A 17301-nucleotide genomic window follows, 5' to 3' on the forward strand; every position below is an offset into this window, starting at 1 on the left:
ACAAGCCTCATGCCCTACCAACGCGGTCAGTGTGGTGATATCCGCCCTAGAGAAGTACTCATCCTCGCCCTGAGGGTTGAAGCGACTAGGTGTTTTACTCGACCCTAAATAGCGAACGGTTGAGTTGCTACAGTTGAACTCTCTCTTCACATACGTTGTGAATTCAGCCTTTGCAACTTTTGTCACTACGATTCGATTTGCGCCGGACTCTTCAATGGAAACTATCGAGTAATTTGTATGTGGGTCTTCTGGGTAAGTTATTTTGGTATCTAGCCCATAAGCAACTGAGCACGCAAGCATTGAGGAGGCAACAAGTATAAATTTCAAAACACACCCTCCATGGTTGTTAGGACACGCTGGTCAGTATTTATTTTGTAATAAATATGCAATATTCAATGAGTGGGCGTCCTGACGTCAATGATGGCCTTTAGACATGTGTGTCATGGTGAGAGGAAGCTGGTCCACCAGACTGATTGCTCTGGCTGCGTCAACATTCCGGACAGTCGCCGTCCCCACAGACGTCCCTAAAAGTCTAGCCTAGGCTTTTACCTCGCGCACAAAGTCTGCCGAACCTTTCACCTGCTTATCCATGCGGGCTATCCTGTTGATCTTGGCGAATACTAAACACTGGATGAATGTCCATGATTTGGTGCCAAAACGCAGGTACTACGTGTTAGGACTCAGAGTCGATGAGCAGCAGCAAACAAGATCCCGGCCTACGCAGAAAGAGTGCGGGAGGTCAGGGCAGTGAAGCAAAACCAGTCACGCTTATCCGAGATGCAACGCCTGAGGATGTGGACGCAATGCTCAAGTTCGATGCGTATGCGAGCTCAAGCGTCAGTCGTGGAAATTTTATTCGTGGGGTCGTAGAGAAGCGCCAATGCTTCGTTGGGGTCGAGTCTGGTAGTGTCGTCGGCTACGTTGTACTCACCTACAATTTTTTCGAGAATGGTTTTGTTTCTCTGGTTGTTGTTTCTCCTGTGCACCGACGCAAAGGAATGGCACTTCGGCTGCTTGCAGCCGCTGAGGCAGCATGTAAGACGCCAAAGCTCTTCATCTCAACGAACAAGTCCAACCTGGCCTCCCGGCAGCTCATCTCAAAAGCTGGTTTTTTGCCTAGCGGCTTCATCGAGAACCTTGATGAGCACGACCCAGAGCTTGTCTATTTCAAATTCATTCGGTGATCTATTCGGGCGCTCTTGGCTGAGCGCCGTCAGCGTATGGAGTACGAGCGGGGGTTGAATGCAGCGGCTGATATCTGCTGCTGAAACACACGCCAATAAACGCAGTGTCGATCTGTCTAGGCAGACTTGCGGTGCTCAGCAGCGTGCATTGCCAGGTACGCTTTGAGATTTTTGTCGCTTATACCCAAGGTTTGCAATATTTCGGCCATGAAGCTGACTGGAGCGGTCCCGGGAGCTGTGACGACTCGCTGATCGGCAACTGCATAGGGCACATCTTGATAATAATCGGCTCCACCATAATTCACTTTCAACAGGTTTTCTGCCGAATTGGAAGTGTGGTGGAGGGTATTGAGCACGCCCGATTGTGCTAACACACGGGTACCGTCGCAAATGCCGGCGACAATGATGTTTCTTTCATGGGCGGCGGTAACCAGAGCCGTGATATCAGGGGCCTGATCGGTTTGCCAAAGGGTGCCTCCACATATGATTAGCAGGTCGAGTTCGTCGAGCTGGATGGCTTCAAGCGCCAAGTGTGGGGTGACGATCATGCCTCCGGAGGACGTGACCGGGGTGCCTTTGGGGGTGGCGAAGCGTGTATCGAAGCCGTAGTAGGCGCGACCGGCAGAGTTGATCAGGGCAGTTTCCCAATCTGAAAAGTTCTCGGTGATGATGGTAATGGCGCGTGTCATTAGAGAGTCCTTCTCTTGTTGTGTTGGTAAATTCATGATGGAACTACTTCTCCTGCATGAGCCTGGAGCGTAACAAACGCGACCGTCAGTTTCTGTCAGTAGTATTTTCATAGTGCGCAGGGACGGTGCCAGCTTTACGCAACACCGTGCTTTGAGAAGAACTTTGCGGCGGTGTGGCTCATGGCGCTGTGTGCGGCCGACTTGCCCCAGCACAGACTCGGCGATGGGGTGTAATGATCGGCGACGACGAGCTGGGTATGATCGCACTGGCTGCTTGCAAAGCCCGTGCTAGAGCGGGTTTCTTGCTAAAGTCCATGCAGTAGACAATAAAATGTGCAATCATTTTGCTATGATGTAAAAAAACCTGGCAAAAAACTCTTGAGCGCGCTCATCGCCTTCCATCTGTGGAAGCTTAGTCTGAGTATCAAGCAGTTTAACGCATGTATGTTGTTTTGAAATGGAATCCCGGGTTTGATTATGGAGCAAGTTGGCTAATGAATGATTTTGTAAACGCCGCCAAAATGATGCGCTCAGATGAAATCGATCTGGTTGAAGTTTGTCGGTCGCTGTGGAAACAGAAGTATTTGATCCTGAGTGTGGTGGTCTTATTTGTATCGGTGGCATTTGCTTATACTTACTTTGCTCCTCGCCAGTATCAGGCAAGCAGTGTGTTGCGTCCGGTATCCATTAATGAATTCGATGCTATTAACCATTCAGGTGTATATAAATTGCCTCCAGGTAAAGCGCTCTTAAAGGTAGGCGCAGCGCTTGACTCTTACGATACGCGATTAGGTTTTTTTCGCGAAAATGAGGCGCTCTTCAAAGCTTTTATAATGCCCGGTCGGACACTAGAACAAAGCTTTGAAGCATTCGAGATCAACTTTAGTTCGCTAGTCGTCCTTGATCAAACAAAAGCTGACGATTTAAATGCATTTGTCCGTATGAGCCTGGTTTATCCGGCAGGCGTTAACGGTGTGCAAATTGTCAATGAGTTTGTCAAGTATGCGGTCGCCACTGAGCGCGAGCGGGTTGCGACTGACTTGAACGTTATCGTTGAAAATCGGTTGCGTGAACTAAATGGCAAGCTTGCTGCGGCACGCTCCAACTACGATACCGAAAAATCAGCAAAAATCGCCTCTCTACTTGAGGCGGATAAGCTAAAACGTGCTCAACTGCAAGATGAGTTGAAGGCATTACGGCTTCAATTGAAAGCGGATCGTAGCGATCGGATAGCTGAATTGAGTGAGGCTATTAGCATTGCGAGTACGTTAGGTATTAAGAAACCCACTACTCCATCATCTTTGGCAGACACTCAGCGACCCGGCTCAGGCAGCATGGTGCGCACCGAGGTCAACAGTCAGCAAATCCCGCTCTACTTCATGGGCACTGAAGCGCTTGAGGCTGAGCGCTCAGTGTTACAGCAGCGAAAGTCGGATGATTTTACCGAGAGACGTGTCACCCAGATCGCTAAAGAACTGCAGTTGCTTCAGGTTAATCGAGAAGCGGAAGTATTGAATCAACGTGTAAATGAAAATATTTTCCTGCGTGATGTTGAGCCTCTGCGCTCTGAGATAGCCCGTTTGCAGGCGCTGAATGTTGATGTGAACAATCTTAAGCTGGTGACGATTGATCAGTTGGCGTTACAGCCGTCACGCCCAGTCAAGCCACACACAATAATGATCCTTCTGTCCGGCCTCGTGCTGGGGGTATTCATTGGTCTGGGCGTGGCGTTGATTCGTTATTTCATGACGGAACAGCCTGTTAGGATAGACACCGCTTATCGTTGAGCGAACTGATCTTTTACAGCGTGATAGAGGCAGGAATTACTGAGCAAGTAGGGAGTGGTGTCCGGTCGACAGGACACCGGAGGCAGGGAGGCGCAAGACCACCGCAGCTTAACAGCGTGTGGCCAGCAGCCTGCCCCGGCGATTGAACGTTATGCGACAAGCAATTGGAGTGCGAATGACTGAAATAAATACCCAGGATGTGTTGCGCACTATCATGACTGAGCATGGTCTTGATTGCAGTGTGCAGGATGAGTGGCTCTTGCCTGAGGGGCGGTTACCTGCCATCCGCGCATATTGGTATCCAGGAGAGGCCTTGGGGCGTTTGGATGTTCAGGTTTTTATTGAGCCGAACGTGATGATTGAAGAGTGCTTTGCGGGCTTTGGCGAAGGCGATGAAGCCTTTGGCGATGCGTTATGTCGTTTTATGGACAACTCGCTGCATGTCTTTCTCTCAGCCTTTTGGGGCAAGACTGACAATGATCAGGTGTTGACCGAGAATCTGTTTATTGGTGAAAAAAAGTACGTCGCTCATCTCGGCAACATCGGGATCCGGTCTTCGGCTGGTGTTGATGTATCGCCCCCCAGCGAGGTGCTTGGCTTGATCAAGACGGTCCTCGAAAAAGAAAAAACCAGCGATGAAGTCAATTGGTGCCGGGTGTACTGTGGCAACGTCAAGGGCGCCTACACCTACGAGGCGCTCCTGAATAATGAAGTCTGGCCGCGCGGCTTAGACACATTGCAGAAGATTCAATGGCCTGAGACCGACGGCTTTTACAGCTTTCGTCACTTCTGTGTCTGTGTCGCGGCATGACCGGCAGCTTTGACCTTCTTTCTGGGCGGCACGCCGAATCAACCGTCCGGGAGAATAGGCGTGAGTTAAAGAACTAACATCTAACCGCTATATGACACTCGTGCGTTGAAGGCTGCTCAAGTGCTTGGCACCTGCGGCCTCCAGCCTGGCAACTAGATCGGAGCGTGCCTTACCTCCGCCTGAGCGGATGTATTCAAGTTCCGAAGCCGTTAGCAACTGAACCGGAACCAGCCTGACCGGGGACAATGGCATGTCATCCAGACGGGTAGGGAAGTCAGGATCGGGACCTCCCAGCAGTACACCGATAGCATCGTCATCGGTCACAAACAGAGCGGGCAGTTGGGTGCTCAGCCAGTTCGATTGACTGAAACCGGGAAGCTCCAGAGAGAGTGCGCCGTACTGGTCCAGTTGGGCTGTGATGCCGCCGGCTTCCGCTACCGTTTTCCCGACATGTTCGAGTAGCTCAAACACCCAACTGTCTTTGAGAGGGCTGATGTCTCCCAGCGTTCCTCGTAACGAGGCCGGCAGGTCGGGCGCCTCGAGGAACAATTCCATTTCGAAACCATTGCCCAAACCTTCAGCATCGTCAAACGGGTCGGACATGCCATCGGTTGCAAGAATGATGGATTCGCCGCGTCGAACAACCCGATAAGCCTGGCGCGTCGACGGCCAGGCGGGGCCGCCTGTAAAGGCGGGGCTGATGGCGTATCCCAAGACATCCTGTTCCATCGTCCCCACGGATTGCCAATGATTATCCAGGCAGGCGTGGGTGCTTTTCTGTGCTGTGCGAGCAGGATCGATAGCCACGGTTTGAGCGGGAGGCTCAATGCCTGGGTTTGAGGGGCTTTTCAATGTGTGGAGCAGTTTTTTGAAGAGGTTCATTCGCATTCCTTGCTGCGTTGAAGTGTTCTGATCAAGCGAAGCTACCTGATCGAGCCGATGGGTTTGAGGATGGACATTGTGTTGTTCTGTGCATAGCGCTCTCGTGGCGAACACTAGCCGCCCTTGGCAAGCTCCGGCGTACCACGCGCGCTTCTGTCGACCATGGCGACGATCGTTTCGAAGAGTTCGTCCTGCGCCTGTCCGGGGGTGATCTCTCCGATGGCGGCCGCATGGGAAAGCGCCTCTGCGGCGCCCAGCATGGCGCGAAGGCCGGCGGGCGCGATGGCACCCTCACCCGTGAAGGGAGAGAGGGCAACCCGACATTTGTTCAGGAAGATCGCCTCGTACTCGCGTTTGATTTTTTCGAGTTCGGGCGAGCTGGCGAGCGCCGCAATCACGCCAGGTATCTCGTTGCCCTGAAGCAGTACGCAGTCGACATAAGACGATGCGATCACCGTCGCCGTGCTTGGCAGGGTCGGTTCGCTGTTTTCAAGCGCGGCGTCCATGAGCGCGGTCTGGCGCGCGTCGAATTCCTGATACAGCGCCGCCAGCAGTCCGGGCCGGGTGTTGAAGTGGTCATAAACCACCGGTTTGGTCACGCCGGCCTGTTCGGCGAGCCGTCCCAGCGTCAACGCCTCTGTGCCTTCTTCCCTGATCAGTCGCCAGGCGACGTCCAGCAACTGGCGTTGTCGGTCTTCCCTCGACAGGCGGCGGCGCGGCGGTGTGGCGGTGCCTGGTTCTCTGGTGTCGGTGCTTGACATGGCAATATACCAAAAGTAACTTACTGGCCGTAACTTACCAAGAGTATATAGGCTTTGCCTGTTGCCCTCAAACCGCTGCTGGAGTCTTTGGCATGCACGCACTCATTGTTGTCGCTCATCACGATCCCCGGTCCCTGACCCATAGCCTCGCGGGTCAGGTCGCTGAGGGGCTGGCCCTGAACAATCCTGCTCATTCTTTTGAAATCGCGGACCTGTACACAGAAGGTTTTGATCCGCGGTTCACCGGGGCCGACATCGCCGTCCATCACAGGGAAACGGTGCCGCCGGCTGATGTCGCCGCCGAGCAGGCGAGGATCGACCGGGCGGATGCCCTTGTGCTGGTCTATCCCGTTTACTGGTGGTCGATGCCGGCGCTCATGAAGGGATGGATCGATCGTGTGTTCGCCAACGGCTGGGCGTTTGATTTCAGTTCGGATGCCAAGTTGGTGAAGAAGCTGCGTCACCTGAACGTCCACCTTGTCGGCGTCGGGGGTGCCGATGGGCGAACCTATGAGCGGTACGGCTATGCTGCCGCCATGAGGACGCAGATTGACCATGGGATTTTCGACTATTGCGGCGCGAGCGTCGTGACGTCCGAGCTCTTGCTTGAGTCGGAAACCCGAGACCCGGTGGATCATCTGAACGTGGCGCGAGATTTGGGGCGCGGACTTTTCACGGCGCTGCCCTGTCAAAACCGCGCCTGATGTTAGCCGTTGTCGGCGCTGAGGATGCTGGCGACCTGGTGGGGTCGGCAGTTGAGGTAGGCGGAGGATTTGAGCCAGCGTTGGTCGGGATACCAGGAAAACATGAACTGGCCATCCTTGAGTTTGTCGATGACTTTGCGCGCCACTTGCGGTCGCACGGCCGGGCAGCCCTGGCTGCGTCCGATGCGGCCCTGGCGCTGACTCCACAGCGGGGTCACGTAGTCGGCGGCGTGAATCACAATGTCACGGTCGCGGGCGCGGTCATTGATGCCTGGCTCCAGGCCGTCCATGCGCAGCGAGTAACCGTGGCTGCCCTCGTAGCTTTCCTGGGTGCGGAACAGGCCCAGGCTGGACTGGTGGCTGCCCATGTTGTTGGAGAATTGTGTGGCGAAGTTTTCCCCGGACTTTTGCCCGTGGGCAACCAGGTCACGCAGTACCAAAGACTTCGTGCGCAGGTCGAAGATCCACAGGCGTCGTTCCGTGGAGGGTTGTGAGTAGTCGATCACCGCCAGGTGCCGGGCTTGCCGGGCGCCACTGTTGACGGCGCATTGCATGGCGGAGAGGGCACTTTTTAGTGCCTGGGGATTGAGTTCCGGAGCGGCGTGCGCGAGGCTGTTGTACAACGTCTGTTGGCTGGTGCTGGCGGCGAGCGCAGGCGTGCACATGGCGCCCAAGGTCATAGCGGCCAGACAGAGCCGGCGCAAAAAGGTAAGCATGCGTAAAGGGTCCCCACTGTAGTTTTGGCTCCCGACGTCCTGTCGCTCCCCCGGCGGGCCTGATTGCCTTCTGGCCAGATTGCTTGCCGCCCCTGCAGCAGAGGTTGAGCGCCAATACGGCGATCATCGAATGGAGTAAAGCAGTTGTTCAAAAAACACGCATGTTACTTGAGCATTTGCCTGCTCGCTGCGCCATTGGTCGCAACCGCCCAGGATGAGCTAGCCGAACTGGCAAGCCCGGTGCAGGCCGCTTTAATGCAACTGTCGGTCGATTGCCCGACTCTGGCCGTGCGCCTTGACGCGCCGGCACAGACACTCTTGCAGGCGTTTTATCTTCAGCAGAATAACGGCCTGATCTGGTCTGTCGACGGGCGTTTACCGGCCTTGCAGGCTCAGTTCCAGCAGTTGGCCGATGACGGGCTGGACCCTGCGCGCTACAACCTGGGCGCAGGCCCGGCCATGGGTAATGCGCTGTGCACGGACATCGCTATCAGCCATCATTACCTGCAAGCCTTGCAGGACCTGCGTTATGGTCGCCTGCTGCAAGCCCGCTTCGAACCGTTGTGGCATGCGCAGCAATTGCCGAGCGACCGAAGTACCGAGGTGCTTGCGATTGCTGTTCCGGGGCTGCAGGACATTGCATCGGCCTTTGCCCGGGCCCGTCCTGGCCTTGAGCAGTATCAGACATTGCGTCACCTCTATTCCCAGCAGCGCCAGCGGGCGTTACCTCACTGGAATACTCTCGCCAGCGGTCCTTTGCTGCGCCCGGACATGCAGGACAAACGCGTTCCGGAACTTGCGCAGCGACTGTTTAGCGAGGGGTACCTGACGAGCGTCTCTGCCCGTGATGACAACACTTACGACTCAGAGCTGGTAGGGGCGGTGAAGAACTTCCAGCAGAGTCATTCGCTGCAAGCGGACGGTGTGATCGGGCCGGGCACCTTGAGCGAGTTGAACGTCAGCCCGGCAACACGGCGTGAGCAGTTGCGCATCAACCTCGAACGCTTTCGTTGGCTGGCGCAGGATATGGAGCCCAACAGCCTTTTGGTCAACATTGCGGCAGCGCAGTTGACGGTCTATCAGGGCGGCAGGCCGGTCTGGCAGACACGCACCCAGGTGGGGCGTGCCGAGCGGCAGACGCCAATGCTGAAATCGTCGGTGACGCGCCTGACCCTGAACCCGACCTGGACGGTGCCACCGACCATTATGCGAGAGGACAAACTGCCGGAAATCCGTCGGGACCAGACGTTCCTCAGCAGACAAAACCTGCAGGTGCTGGATAGCGATGGCAATCCACTGGCGGTGGACGAGATCGACTGGGAGAACCCCGGCAATATCCTCCTGCGCCAAAACGCCGGGCCGAAGAACCCGTTGGGGCAGATGGCTATCCGCTTCCCTAACCCGTACTCCGTTTACCTGCACGACACCCCCAGCCAGGCGCTGTTCCAAAAGGGGCCACGCGCCTTCAGTTCCGGCTGTGTCAGGGTCGAGCATGCGATGCAGTTACGGGACCTGTTGTTGAGCCCGGCCGAGCGGGCACGGACCGACGTGCTGTTGGCCACGGGGCTTACCCACGAGTTCCGGTTGGCGGCGCCGGTGCCGATCCTCCTCACTTACTGGACCGCGCAGGTCGACGGCCAGGGGCAGTTGCTCTATGCCCCGGACATTTATGGGCGTGATGCCGCACTGCTGACGGCGTTGGGCACTCGGCACTGAGTGTCTGGCCGTGGGTGAATGGGGGGCAGTTGATGCCCCCTCATGCTGCCAGTCAGTTCTTGAACGTCGAGTGCTTGCGCCCCTGGTCGCACAAGGCGAAAACTACCACCAGTACCGACGCAATCGCCAGGATGATAACCACGCCATCGGTGGAGTGCGTCGTGGACGCGGACACCAGGGACAAGGCGCCCAGCGGTGCCAGGCCACCGGCAATTGCCGTACCGATTTCGCGCCCGGTGCCAAAGCCTGAAGAGCGGGTCTGGGTTGGGAACTGGCGGCTCAGGAAGGACCCCTGCGGAGCGAACATCATAGGCGCAAGGATACCGGTGCCCACGCCGATGGCGATGTAGATCATCAGGCTTTCACCGGTGTTGAGCAGCGCCAGGAACGGGTAGGCAAACAACAGGGAAAACACACCACCGAGCATCAGTACGGTCTTGCTGCTCCATTTGTCACACAGCCAGCCGAAGAAGGGCACGGCCACAATGGCGACCAGGCTGGCGATCGTGACCGACAGCGACGTGACGTGAACATCAACGCCTTTGAACTGGGTCAGGTAGGCCAGCGAGAAGGTTTTGAAGATGTAGCTCAGTGCGTTGTAGCCAACCGCCACGAAGAACACGACTGCCAAGCCCTTGAGGTCGTTTTTGAACAGCGCAGTCAACGGCGACGCCTGGGCTTTTTTCGTTTCCTTGCTCAGCTCTTTGAACTCAGGTGTTTCCGGAATGCTGTTGCGTACCCACAGACCGACACCGACCAGCGCAATGCTGCAAATGAACGGGATGCGCCATCCGCCAGCCAGCAGGAAGTCATTGCCGTTGATGGTCAGCAGGTAAACCGTCAACGATGAGAGCAGCAGGCCCAGGTTCAAGCCCAGTGCAGGCCATGCGCCCTGGCTTCCGCGTTTGCCTTCGCTGGCGTGCTCGTAGGAGGTGACGGCTGCCCCGGACAATTCGGCCCCGGCCCCCAGCCCCTGAATGATCCTGACGGCGACGAGGACAATCGGCGCCCAAATGCCGATCGAGGCGTAGCTGGGGATCAGGCCGATCAAGGTGGTGCACACGCCCATCATGCAGAACGTCACCACCAGCACTTGTTTGCGGCCGAACTTGTCGCCCAGGTAGCCGAATAGAACCCCGCCAAACGGACGGGCGATAAACCCGATGGCAAACGTGGAAAACGCCAGAAGCGTCGCGGTTTTCGGGTCGCTGTTATCAAAGAAGATTTTCGAGAAAACGATCGCCGCCATCGTGGCGTACAAATAGAAGTCGTACCACTCCAGCATGGAGCCAAAAATGGTTGCTGCCGCCACTTTACGCAGGCGTTTTTTGGTCTGTTCCGGGGTTTCTGCCGAGGATTGGTTTTTTTCAATTGCCGTCATTTTGTACTTCCTTAAGTCTTTATATTTATTGTCAAGGTGACGCGTAGTGCTCTCTATTCGCCGTCGGGCGAATGGAGTGTTGTCTTGTGCCTGTTCGTCGGTCTGCCGACAGCCAACACCGATGCTGCGCAGCGGTGCACGAGCGATTGCAGGCGGCTGGGCTAGCAGGGTTTGAAAATCCGGTCGGCGATCATTGCGCCAATCGGGATGGCTGAAGTGGCGGCGGGAGAGGGTGCGTTACACACGTGGAGCATGCGGGGTGTTTCGGCGAACAAAAAATCGTGGACCAAGGTGCCGTCGCGCATCACGGCCTGGGCGCGGATGCCCGCTTCATACGGCAGCAGGTCGTCGATGTTCAGTGACGGGCAATACTTACGGCATTGCTCCAGGTAACCGGATTTGAACAGTGAGTTCTTCATCTCAACGCTGCCGGAACCGAGGTTTTGCCAGATGGTTTTCCAAAAGCCCGGGAAGCTTGCGTACTCGGCCACATCCCGCCAGTTGATCGAGAACTTTTTGTAGTTTTCACGACCCAGCCCCAGCACGGCATTCGGCCCCACGGTGACGCTGCCATCAATCATGCGGGTCAGGTGCACACCCAGAAACGGTAGCTCCGGGTCGGGGATGGGGTAGATCAGGTGATTGACGATGTTGTTTTTCGACGCTGGCAGGCGGAAGTATTCGCCGCGAAATGGAATGATCTGGTGGTCGATTTTGATACCGGCAAGGGTCGCCAGCCGATCGGATTGCAGACCGGCGCAGACCACCAGTTTCTTCGCGCGCCAGACACCGTCATGGCTGCTGACCGTCACGTTGTCGCCGTTTTCCTCGATCGCGGTGACAGTCTTCTCCAGGCAGATCTCGCCGCCGCTGCGGCTGATGACGCGGGCCATGGTTTCACAGATTTCGCGGTAATCGACGATGCCGGTGGCGTCGAGAAACAGACCGCCGAGCCCCACGATATTCGGCTCGCGGCGACGCAGTTCATCAGCATCAAGACGTTCGACTTTCATGCCGTTGAGTTGTGAGCGCGTATACAACGCTTCCATCCGCTCGACTTCAAGGGCGGTGGAGGCCACGAGCAACTTGCCGCAGACGTCGAACTTTATCCCGTGTTCGGTGCAGAACTGCTTGGTCGCCTCGGCACCGCGCTTGCACAAATCTGCCTTGAGGCTGCCCGGTGCGTAATAGATGCCGGCATGGATCACGCCGCTGTTATGGCCCGTCTGGTGTTTGGCCAGGACGTTTTCTTTTTCCAGAATCACCAGCGATGCACCGGGCTGGCGTTTGAGTAACTCCATCGCGGTGGCAAGGCCGACGATTCCGCCGCCGATGATGCAAAAGTCATAAATCATTGTGGGGTTACCTTGGATCAGTGATTGTCGGTCTAGTTATCAGGTTGTCAGACTAATGATTCGGTTAAAAGCATGCGTGCCGCAGCACGCATTCAGGGTTTCAGGTGTTGATGGGTTCAGTCGGTGGCAGGAAGCTCGAGTTGCAGGCGTTTGGCCGATGCTCGCAAGTGAGCGTCGGCGCAGGCCGCGGCGGCATGGCGATCACCCTCGGCGATGGCCTGGTACAGCGTTTCATGTTCCTGGGTGGCGTCTGCCGAGCCCCCGACAAAGCGTGACGCCGAGTTTTCCCAGGCGGTTTTACGTGCGGCCGCCAACTGACTCCGCAGGAAGTCATGGAAGGCGACGAAGTAGTCATTCTTGGTGGCTTCAGCAATGGCCCGGTGAAACTCGACGTCCGCCAGGGCAGCCGCTTCGAAGTCGGTGCGCTTGTCGTGCATTTCCTGCAATGCTTCTTTCATGCGTTGCAGGTCGGCGTCGTCTCGGCGCTGCGCGGCAATCGAGGCGGCTTGGGTTTCGATCCACAGGCGCATTTCGAACATCTGCGTCAGGTCTGGTCGGCGGCCGTCTTTCTCCGGAAAGCGGAACACCGTCCCGGCGGGCGTCTGGGAGATAAACGAGCCCAGGCCGCGCCGCGCGATCAGTACACCGTCAGCTTTGAGCTGGGCGATGGCCTCGCGAATCACTGAACGGCTGACGTTCAACTGCTCCGCCAACTGCTGCTCGGTCGGCAGGCGTGACTCGGGAGCAAGCTGCCCGGAGTCGATCTCGGCGCGAATGGCGCTGACAACACGCACTACGAGAGAGTCGGGGCGCTGAAGCTCAAACATAAGAAAACCTTGGTGATCAGGTTGTCAGACAATAGTCGGTCTGATTTTCTGTTGTCAAGACGCAGACGCCTCGCCAACCTTTCCGGTGCGACGCTCAGGGTGAGGGCAGTCGACAAGCCGACGGGGTATGATGGCCCCGCCTGGCGCCGATTCTTCACGTCGCAGGCATGCCTAAAGCCCCGGAGTCAGAAACGCGATGTCCAGCATCACCCTCTTTGAAACCCCACCGCCCGAGTCCGTCAAAAGCCAGATCTTGCAGATGGTTGTCGACTACGTCACCGATATCAGCATGGTGGCCATCGCGCCGAGCAATCCGCTCTATAACCTGTATCAGTACGGCATCGGGTTCGAGGTTCACCTCTACCTGGACGCGATGGATGGTTCCAAGGGCATCCCGGTCGAATTGATCGTGGCGCTGGATGCGCAGGACCCTGCCCAGGTTGTCGGCTTCCTGCTGTACCTGCCGGTGAAGGACGACCCCGAGGCGTGCGCCGTGGCTTACATGGGTGTGCACACCCGCCACCGACGCCAGGGTGTGGCGCGCGCGATGCTGCAAAAAATGGTCGGTCGATACCCGCACGCCGAACTGGCTTGCGTGGTCGGCAAAGTGCCGTATTTCGAGGCGATGGGGTTTCAGGTGCTGGGCGCTCGTGGGCCCCAGGTGCTCATGAATACGCGTGATCACGGCACGGACGGTCTGTTGGCCGTGCTGGATGTTGCACCGATCTACCGCTCGCTGGAGGTACAACAGATTCATACGTATCTGCTTCAGCAACACGGAAAAAGAGCGATGGTGGATGCGGAGAAGAAACGAGACCGGCACCTCGATCAGATGACGCACCATGCAAAAGTGTTTGTGCAGGAGCGTCTCGGCGAGGCTGCAACGCTGAGCCCTGGGCGCATGCCGCGGGTGCTCTAGGCTCTGTACGAAAACTGCCTGCGTGTCGATCATGCTGCGTTAAAAACAGGCTCGGAATGCTCATTTACAACCCGTAAACTCCGCTTCCTCGCCTGTTTTTGCCTTGCCTGATCGCCACTCGGCGACTTTTCGTACAGACCCCTAGTTGCGGGTCTGATTAAAGGAGGCATTACGTAAACAGGAACGACAGGGGCGAAACCGCCCCAACTAACAAATATCACTGATACTCATGCGCCCTGGTCTCGATGAACTCCTGAAGCCAGTGGACCATGTGTTTAATGTTGATCTCTTCGCCTTGTTCAACCCGCTTGAGCAACAGGGTGGCTACCCCGATCTGAACCGTAGTTTCCTGATACCTGAGGACCGGATCGACGCCGTACTCATCAGTGACCTGAACCCACGAGAGGCCCGGCATTTCAGCGGTCAGCGCATCGCCGAACACGATGCCCATGGCTTCCCAGGCCTTGATATCGGAATCAGCCAGGATCTGCGCATCCACGACGTCCTGCAAAAGCGTGAAATCGCCTGTCGTACCTGTCAGCGACTTTCCCGGGTACTGGCTGGAAATCAGCTCGCCGAGCTGAGTCCTCAGGCTCTGCATGCTGGCCAGCAGCTCAGTTGGAATCGGTTCGTAGATCGGTTTTGCGGCATGGGAATCCGTCATGATGGAGCTCCTTGATAGAAGAAACTAAGCCTTGAAGTTTGATGTTGAAAGCAATGTCGGGGCCAAGGGTGCCGGTTGAATGCATAGTTAAGACCGGTAGCGATGGACCGGCGCTGGCCTTCGGATCTGATCCGTATTTTTCTTCGCTATCTGCTTCTGTAACGAGCTCAGCTGCCGCCTCACAATGACGCTGTGACCGTAGATTTATAATTTTGGAGGCAAAATGTTGAAGATGTCGGTTTTTTTGGGCGGTTTTCTGATCTTGACTATCGCGATTGGAGCCCTTGCCACCATTTCCCCGCTTTAAACAGAAGCAGATCTGTACCTCCTGATTCCAGATCCTGCTGACCCCTATCCATACCAGCACACTTTCGAGTCGATACAGGTGTGTCTCTGCTTTAGCGCCAGTAGCGGTGTATCCAGCGTACCCAGGGCGATAGAAATCCACTCCGGGTAAGGCCCCTTGGAATCAGACCAGAACAGTGACGATCCGCAGCGGGAGCAGAACTGACGGGTGACGCCTGCTGAGGATTCAAAGCCCTTGAGTGCCTGCGCGTTTGTCATGATGGAAACCGCTGACCTGGGGGCACTCGCGTAAGTTGCGAATGCTGCGCCATGGCCCTTTTGGCACATGCGGCAATGGCAATGGGTGACGGCGTTCAGTTCCGTTGATACACGATACTTTACGGCGCCGCATAGGCAACTGCCCTGGTGAAGTTCGTCCATGCTCGTGCGCTCCCTCTTCGCGTGATGTGATCAAGCCTCACGACCATGGGCCGCCGCTGCCAATTGCCCGGTATCGACGCGAACAAAAATGGAGTCGCCCATGGCCGTGAGCACGTCGCCGGCGTACACCTCGCAGATGACACGGCACTTGCGTCCAACCTCACCCTCGACCTTCGCACGCAGGGTGAGCGGGACACCCATCGGTGTTGGTTTGATGAACTTGATGCCAAGGTTGCCGGTGACGCAGTCAATGCGAGGAAGGCTACCAACCGTGCGACGTTCCGCTCGATAGTGATAGGCCATTGCCGTCCAGTTCGAATGGCAATCCACCAACATCGCGATCAGCCCGCCATACACCAGATCGGGCCAGCCGCAATACTTGGCATCCGGCAAATGCTCGGCCATGACATGCACTCCATCCTCATGCCACGCACTCTTGATATGCAACCCATGCGGGTTGCGGCTGCCGCAGCCATAACAGATACCTTCTGGCGCGGCGGTGTCTTGCAGTGACGTGTCGAGCGTAGGCATGCCGGGGTCCATCCTGGAAAATAAAACGCCAAGCCTAGCGGATTTCACCTGGAACCAGAACCGCTGGCCGGGAGACATCGCCAGGACCTGGAATCACTCGCCTGGCTTCGGCTCAAGAGGCCGTTGCATCGGCTCATCCTTGAGCAATCGAAAGGAGAGACTGATGCGTTCTCCCGCCTCCAGCTCTTTTGGAATCGCATGCAGCCATTCCTCTTGAACGGCGTCGGACATGTAGAGCAGCGAGCCGCTGGCGAGGGTGTAGTCGAACTCGGCAGTCTGCTCTTGCTTGTGCCGATACAGGATTGAACGGGGGTGGCCCAGCGAAACAATCGCCACGCCCGTGCCTTCAACGAACTGCTCCCTCGCGTCCGAGTGAAACCCCATGGAGGAGCGCCCGTCCGGGTAGTAGTTGAGCAGGCAGTTGTTCGGGCGAAACCCCAGTTGTGCTTCGATGCGTGAACAGAGCTCATCCAGTGCGGCGGGCATCGGGACGGCTGGGTAGGTGATCTGCGAGTAGTCGTAAGGCGCACCGAAACTGGCGGTCTTTCTGGCCCGCATGCGTTCGTCCCATTGAACCGAATCCTTCAAACTGTCGAACAGCGGTTGTGGGGCTGGAATGAAGTCAGGAAACAGGTTGATCGACGGTGGATTCATGTTGCTGCTCTTGTCTGGGTGGATTCAGAAACACGTCTAGCCAGGCTGGACGCTTAAGGATGCCCGTCGGTACGCACTCACTGCGTACCCAACATCGCCGTCCAGTAAATCCCGGCATCGCTCTTCGGATCAACCGCATAGGCCGCACCCAGTTCGCGGAACTGCGGGTTCATCAGGTTGGCGCAGTGACCAGCGCTGGTCAGCCAGCCATCGACCACTTTGCGTCCGGTGTCTTGCCCGGCGGCGATGTTTTCGCCGATCTGCTGGGCGATGTAGCCGGCCAGTTCGGCCCGGTCACCCGGCGTGTGACCCTCGCGGTCTTTGTGATCGAAGAAGTTGTTATTGGCCATGGCCCGGGCATGACCTTGAGCTGCGCTCGCCAGTGTGGCGTTCCAGGCCAGCGGTGTGGTGGCGGCAAAGGACTGGTTGCCACATTGGCGTGGCTGCGAGCGGGCGGTGTTGACCATGTCGAGCAGCTTCTGGCCTTCCGCTTGCCAGTCACCGAGGCGAGCAGTCAGCAGTGGCCGCGCGAGCACAATGCGCCATTCGCGGCCTTCTCGGCTGACACCGACATCGACGAATTGCGGGTCCAGCACGACCTGGCAAAAACTCTCTTGCACCGCCTTCATGGCTGACTGCGCATCACGCGGCCCGGAGAGACTGATCGCCTGCACGTTGACCATCGGGTAAGCCGCTCGCGCCATCGCCTGCTGCAAGTCGCCAATGTTGCTGGCGGACAGAATCAGGCGCGAATCGAACGCCAGCGGTGGCAATTCGTGAGACACCTGGCCTGCGCAGCGCTGGACCTGGCTGCGGTAGGTATTGATGGATTCGACCAGTTGCGACTCTTCGCTGGCCATGGCCGTGACTGCAAACGCCAGCCCCAGCGACAACGCGCCCAGGCGCTTAACCCATGATCCGACAAACATGTAAGTCTCCCTTGAGCTGACTGCGCCCATGATGCGCGATTTGGTGCTTGCGGCAAACCGCCAGT

General features: G+C 57.0%; 18 protein-coding genes. 6 read left to right on the forward strand and 12 right to left on the reverse strand.

Annotation, left to right across the window (positions count from 1 at the left end; genetic code table 11):
* Positions 1–689: 689 nt before the first annotated feature.
* Complete coding sequence (locus AC1Z1G_RS10700) at positions 690–1184, forward strand: GNAT family N-acetyltransferase (protein ID WP_483626885.1); 495 nt, start codon at positions 690–692, stop codon at positions 1182–1184.
* Between the two features lie 116 nt (positions 1185–1300).
* Here the strand turns inward: AC1Z1G_RS10700 and AC1Z1G_RS10705 are convergent, their stop codons facing one another.
* Positions 1301–1873 (reverse strand): type 1 glutamine amidotransferase family protein, encoded by a 573-nt coding sequence (locus AC1Z1G_RS10705; RefSeq protein WP_483626886.1) that lies wholly within the window; start codon positions 1871–1873, stop codon positions 1301–1303.
* 494 nt (positions 1874–2367) lie between these two features.
* On the opposite strand from AC1Z1G_RS10705, the gene AC1Z1G_RS10710 reads away from it, so the two are divergent.
* Both AC1Z1G_RS10710 and AC1Z1G_RS10715 read left to right on the forward strand, forming a co-directional pair.
* Positions 2368–3660 carry a Wzz/FepE/Etk N-terminal domain-containing protein gene (locus AC1Z1G_RS10710; RefSeq protein ID WP_483626887.1) on the forward strand — a complete coding sequence of 431 codons (1293 nt, stop codon included), beginning with the start codon at positions 2368–2370 and terminating at the stop codon, positions 3658–3660.
* 175 nt (positions 3661–3835) lie between these two features.
* Positions 3836–4471, forward strand: coding sequence for a DUF6348 family protein (locus tag AC1Z1G_RS10715; RefSeq protein ID WP_483626888.1), 636 nt, complete (start codon positions 3836–3838; stop codon positions 4469–4471).
* Between the two features lie 87 nt (positions 4472–4558).
* On the opposite strand, the gene AC1Z1G_RS10720 is transcribed toward AC1Z1G_RS10715, so the two are convergent.
* Together AC1Z1G_RS10720 and AC1Z1G_RS10725 are read right to left on the reverse strand one after the other, a co-directional pair.
* The gene (locus AC1Z1G_RS10720) at positions 4559–5353 is read right to left on the reverse strand and encodes a suppressor of fused domain protein (RefSeq protein WP_483626889.1); all 795 of its coding nucleotides are present in this window, start codon (positions 5351–5353) and stop codon (positions 4559–4561) included.
* A 113-nt stretch (positions 5354–5466) separates the two neighbouring features.
* A complete protein-coding gene (locus AC1Z1G_RS10725; protein WP_483626890.1) occupies positions 5467–6114 on the reverse strand; it encodes a TetR/AcrR family transcriptional regulator in 648 nt (215 codons plus the stop codon).
* 92 nt (positions 6115–6206) lie between these two features.
* On the opposite strand from AC1Z1G_RS10725, the gene AC1Z1G_RS10730 reads away from it, so the two are divergent.
* Positions 6207–6818 carry an NAD(P)H-dependent oxidoreductase gene (locus AC1Z1G_RS10730; protein WP_483626891.1) on the forward strand — a complete coding sequence of 204 codons (612 nt, stop codon included), beginning with the start codon at positions 6207–6209 and terminating at the stop codon, positions 6816–6818.
* A gap of 2 nt (positions 6819–6820) precedes the next feature.
* On the opposite strand, the gene AC1Z1G_RS10735 is transcribed toward AC1Z1G_RS10730, so the two are convergent.
* Complete coding sequence (locus tag AC1Z1G_RS10735) at positions 6821–7534, reverse strand: murein L,D-transpeptidase catalytic domain family protein (RefSeq protein WP_483626892.1); 714 nt, start codon at positions 7532–7534, stop codon at positions 6821–6823.
* 144 nt (positions 7535–7678) lie between these two features.
* On the opposite strand from AC1Z1G_RS10735, the gene AC1Z1G_RS10740 reads away from it, so the two are divergent.
* Complete coding sequence (locus AC1Z1G_RS10740) at positions 7679–9250, forward strand: L,D-transpeptidase family protein (protein ID WP_483626893.1); 1572 nt, start codon at positions 7679–7681, stop codon at positions 9248–9250.
* Between the two features lie 52 nt (positions 9251–9302).
* Here the strand turns inward: AC1Z1G_RS10740 and AC1Z1G_RS10745 are convergent, their stop codons facing one another.
* From AC1Z1G_RS10745 to AC1Z1G_RS10755, 3 genes are all read right to left on the reverse strand, one after another.
* Positions 9303–10631, reverse strand: a complete 1329-nt coding sequence (locus AC1Z1G_RS10745) for an MFS transporter (RefSeq protein ID WP_483626894.1) — start codon at positions 10629–10631, stop codon at positions 9303–9305.
* A 161-nt stretch (positions 10632–10792) separates the two neighbouring features.
* On the reverse strand, positions 10793–11986 hold the full coding sequence (gene lhgO / locus AC1Z1G_RS10750) for an L-2-hydroxyglutarate oxidase (RefSeq protein WP_483626895.1): 1194 nt from the start codon (positions 11984–11986) through the stop codon (positions 10793–10795).
* Between the two features lie 116 nt (positions 11987–12102).
* A complete protein-coding gene (locus AC1Z1G_RS10755) occupies positions 12103–12813 on the reverse strand; it encodes a FadR/GntR family transcriptional regulator (protein ID WP_483626896.1) in 711 nt (236 codons plus the stop codon).
* A 196-nt stretch (positions 12814–13009) separates the two neighbouring features.
* Here AC1Z1G_RS10755 and AC1Z1G_RS10760 point away from each other — a divergent pair, with 196 nt between their 5' ends.
* On the forward strand, positions 13010–13732 hold the full coding sequence (locus tag AC1Z1G_RS10760) for a GNAT family N-acetyltransferase (protein WP_483626897.1): 723 nt from the start codon (positions 13010–13012) through the stop codon (positions 13730–13732).
* Between the two features lie 217 nt (positions 13733–13949).
* Here the strand turns inward: AC1Z1G_RS10760 and AC1Z1G_RS10765 are convergent, their stop codons facing one another.
* The 5 genes from AC1Z1G_RS10765 to AC1Z1G_RS10785 form a co-directional block, all read right to left on the reverse strand.
* On the reverse strand, positions 13950–14396 hold the full coding sequence (locus tag AC1Z1G_RS10765; protein WP_483626898.1) for a DUF3806 domain-containing protein: 447 nt from the start codon (positions 14394–14396) through the stop codon (positions 13950–13952).
* 351 nt (positions 14397–14747) lie between these two features.
* Positions 14748–15122 (reverse strand): GFA family protein, encoded by a 375-nt coding sequence (locus AC1Z1G_RS10770; RefSeq protein WP_483626899.1) that lies wholly within the window; start codon positions 15120–15122, stop codon positions 14748–14750.
* A 30-nt stretch (positions 15123–15152) separates the two neighbouring features.
* Complete coding sequence (locus AC1Z1G_RS10775; RefSeq protein WP_483626900.1) at positions 15153–15653, reverse strand: PaaI family thioesterase; 501 nt, start codon at positions 15651–15653, stop codon at positions 15153–15155.
* Positions 15654–15746: 93 nt separating this feature from the next.
* Complete coding sequence (locus AC1Z1G_RS10780; protein ID WP_483626901.1) at positions 15747–16307, reverse strand: alpha-ketoglutarate-dependent dioxygenase AlkB family protein; 561 nt, start codon at positions 16305–16307, stop codon at positions 15747–15749.
* A gap of 77 nt (positions 16308–16384) precedes the next feature.
* Positions 16385–17236 (reverse strand): CAP domain-containing protein, encoded by an 852-nt coding sequence (locus AC1Z1G_RS10785; protein ID WP_483626902.1) that lies wholly within the window; start codon positions 17234–17236, stop codon positions 16385–16387.
* Positions 17237–17301 lie beyond the last annotated feature (65 nt).

The organism is Pseudomonas sp. JL27(2026), assembly GCF_056933555.1.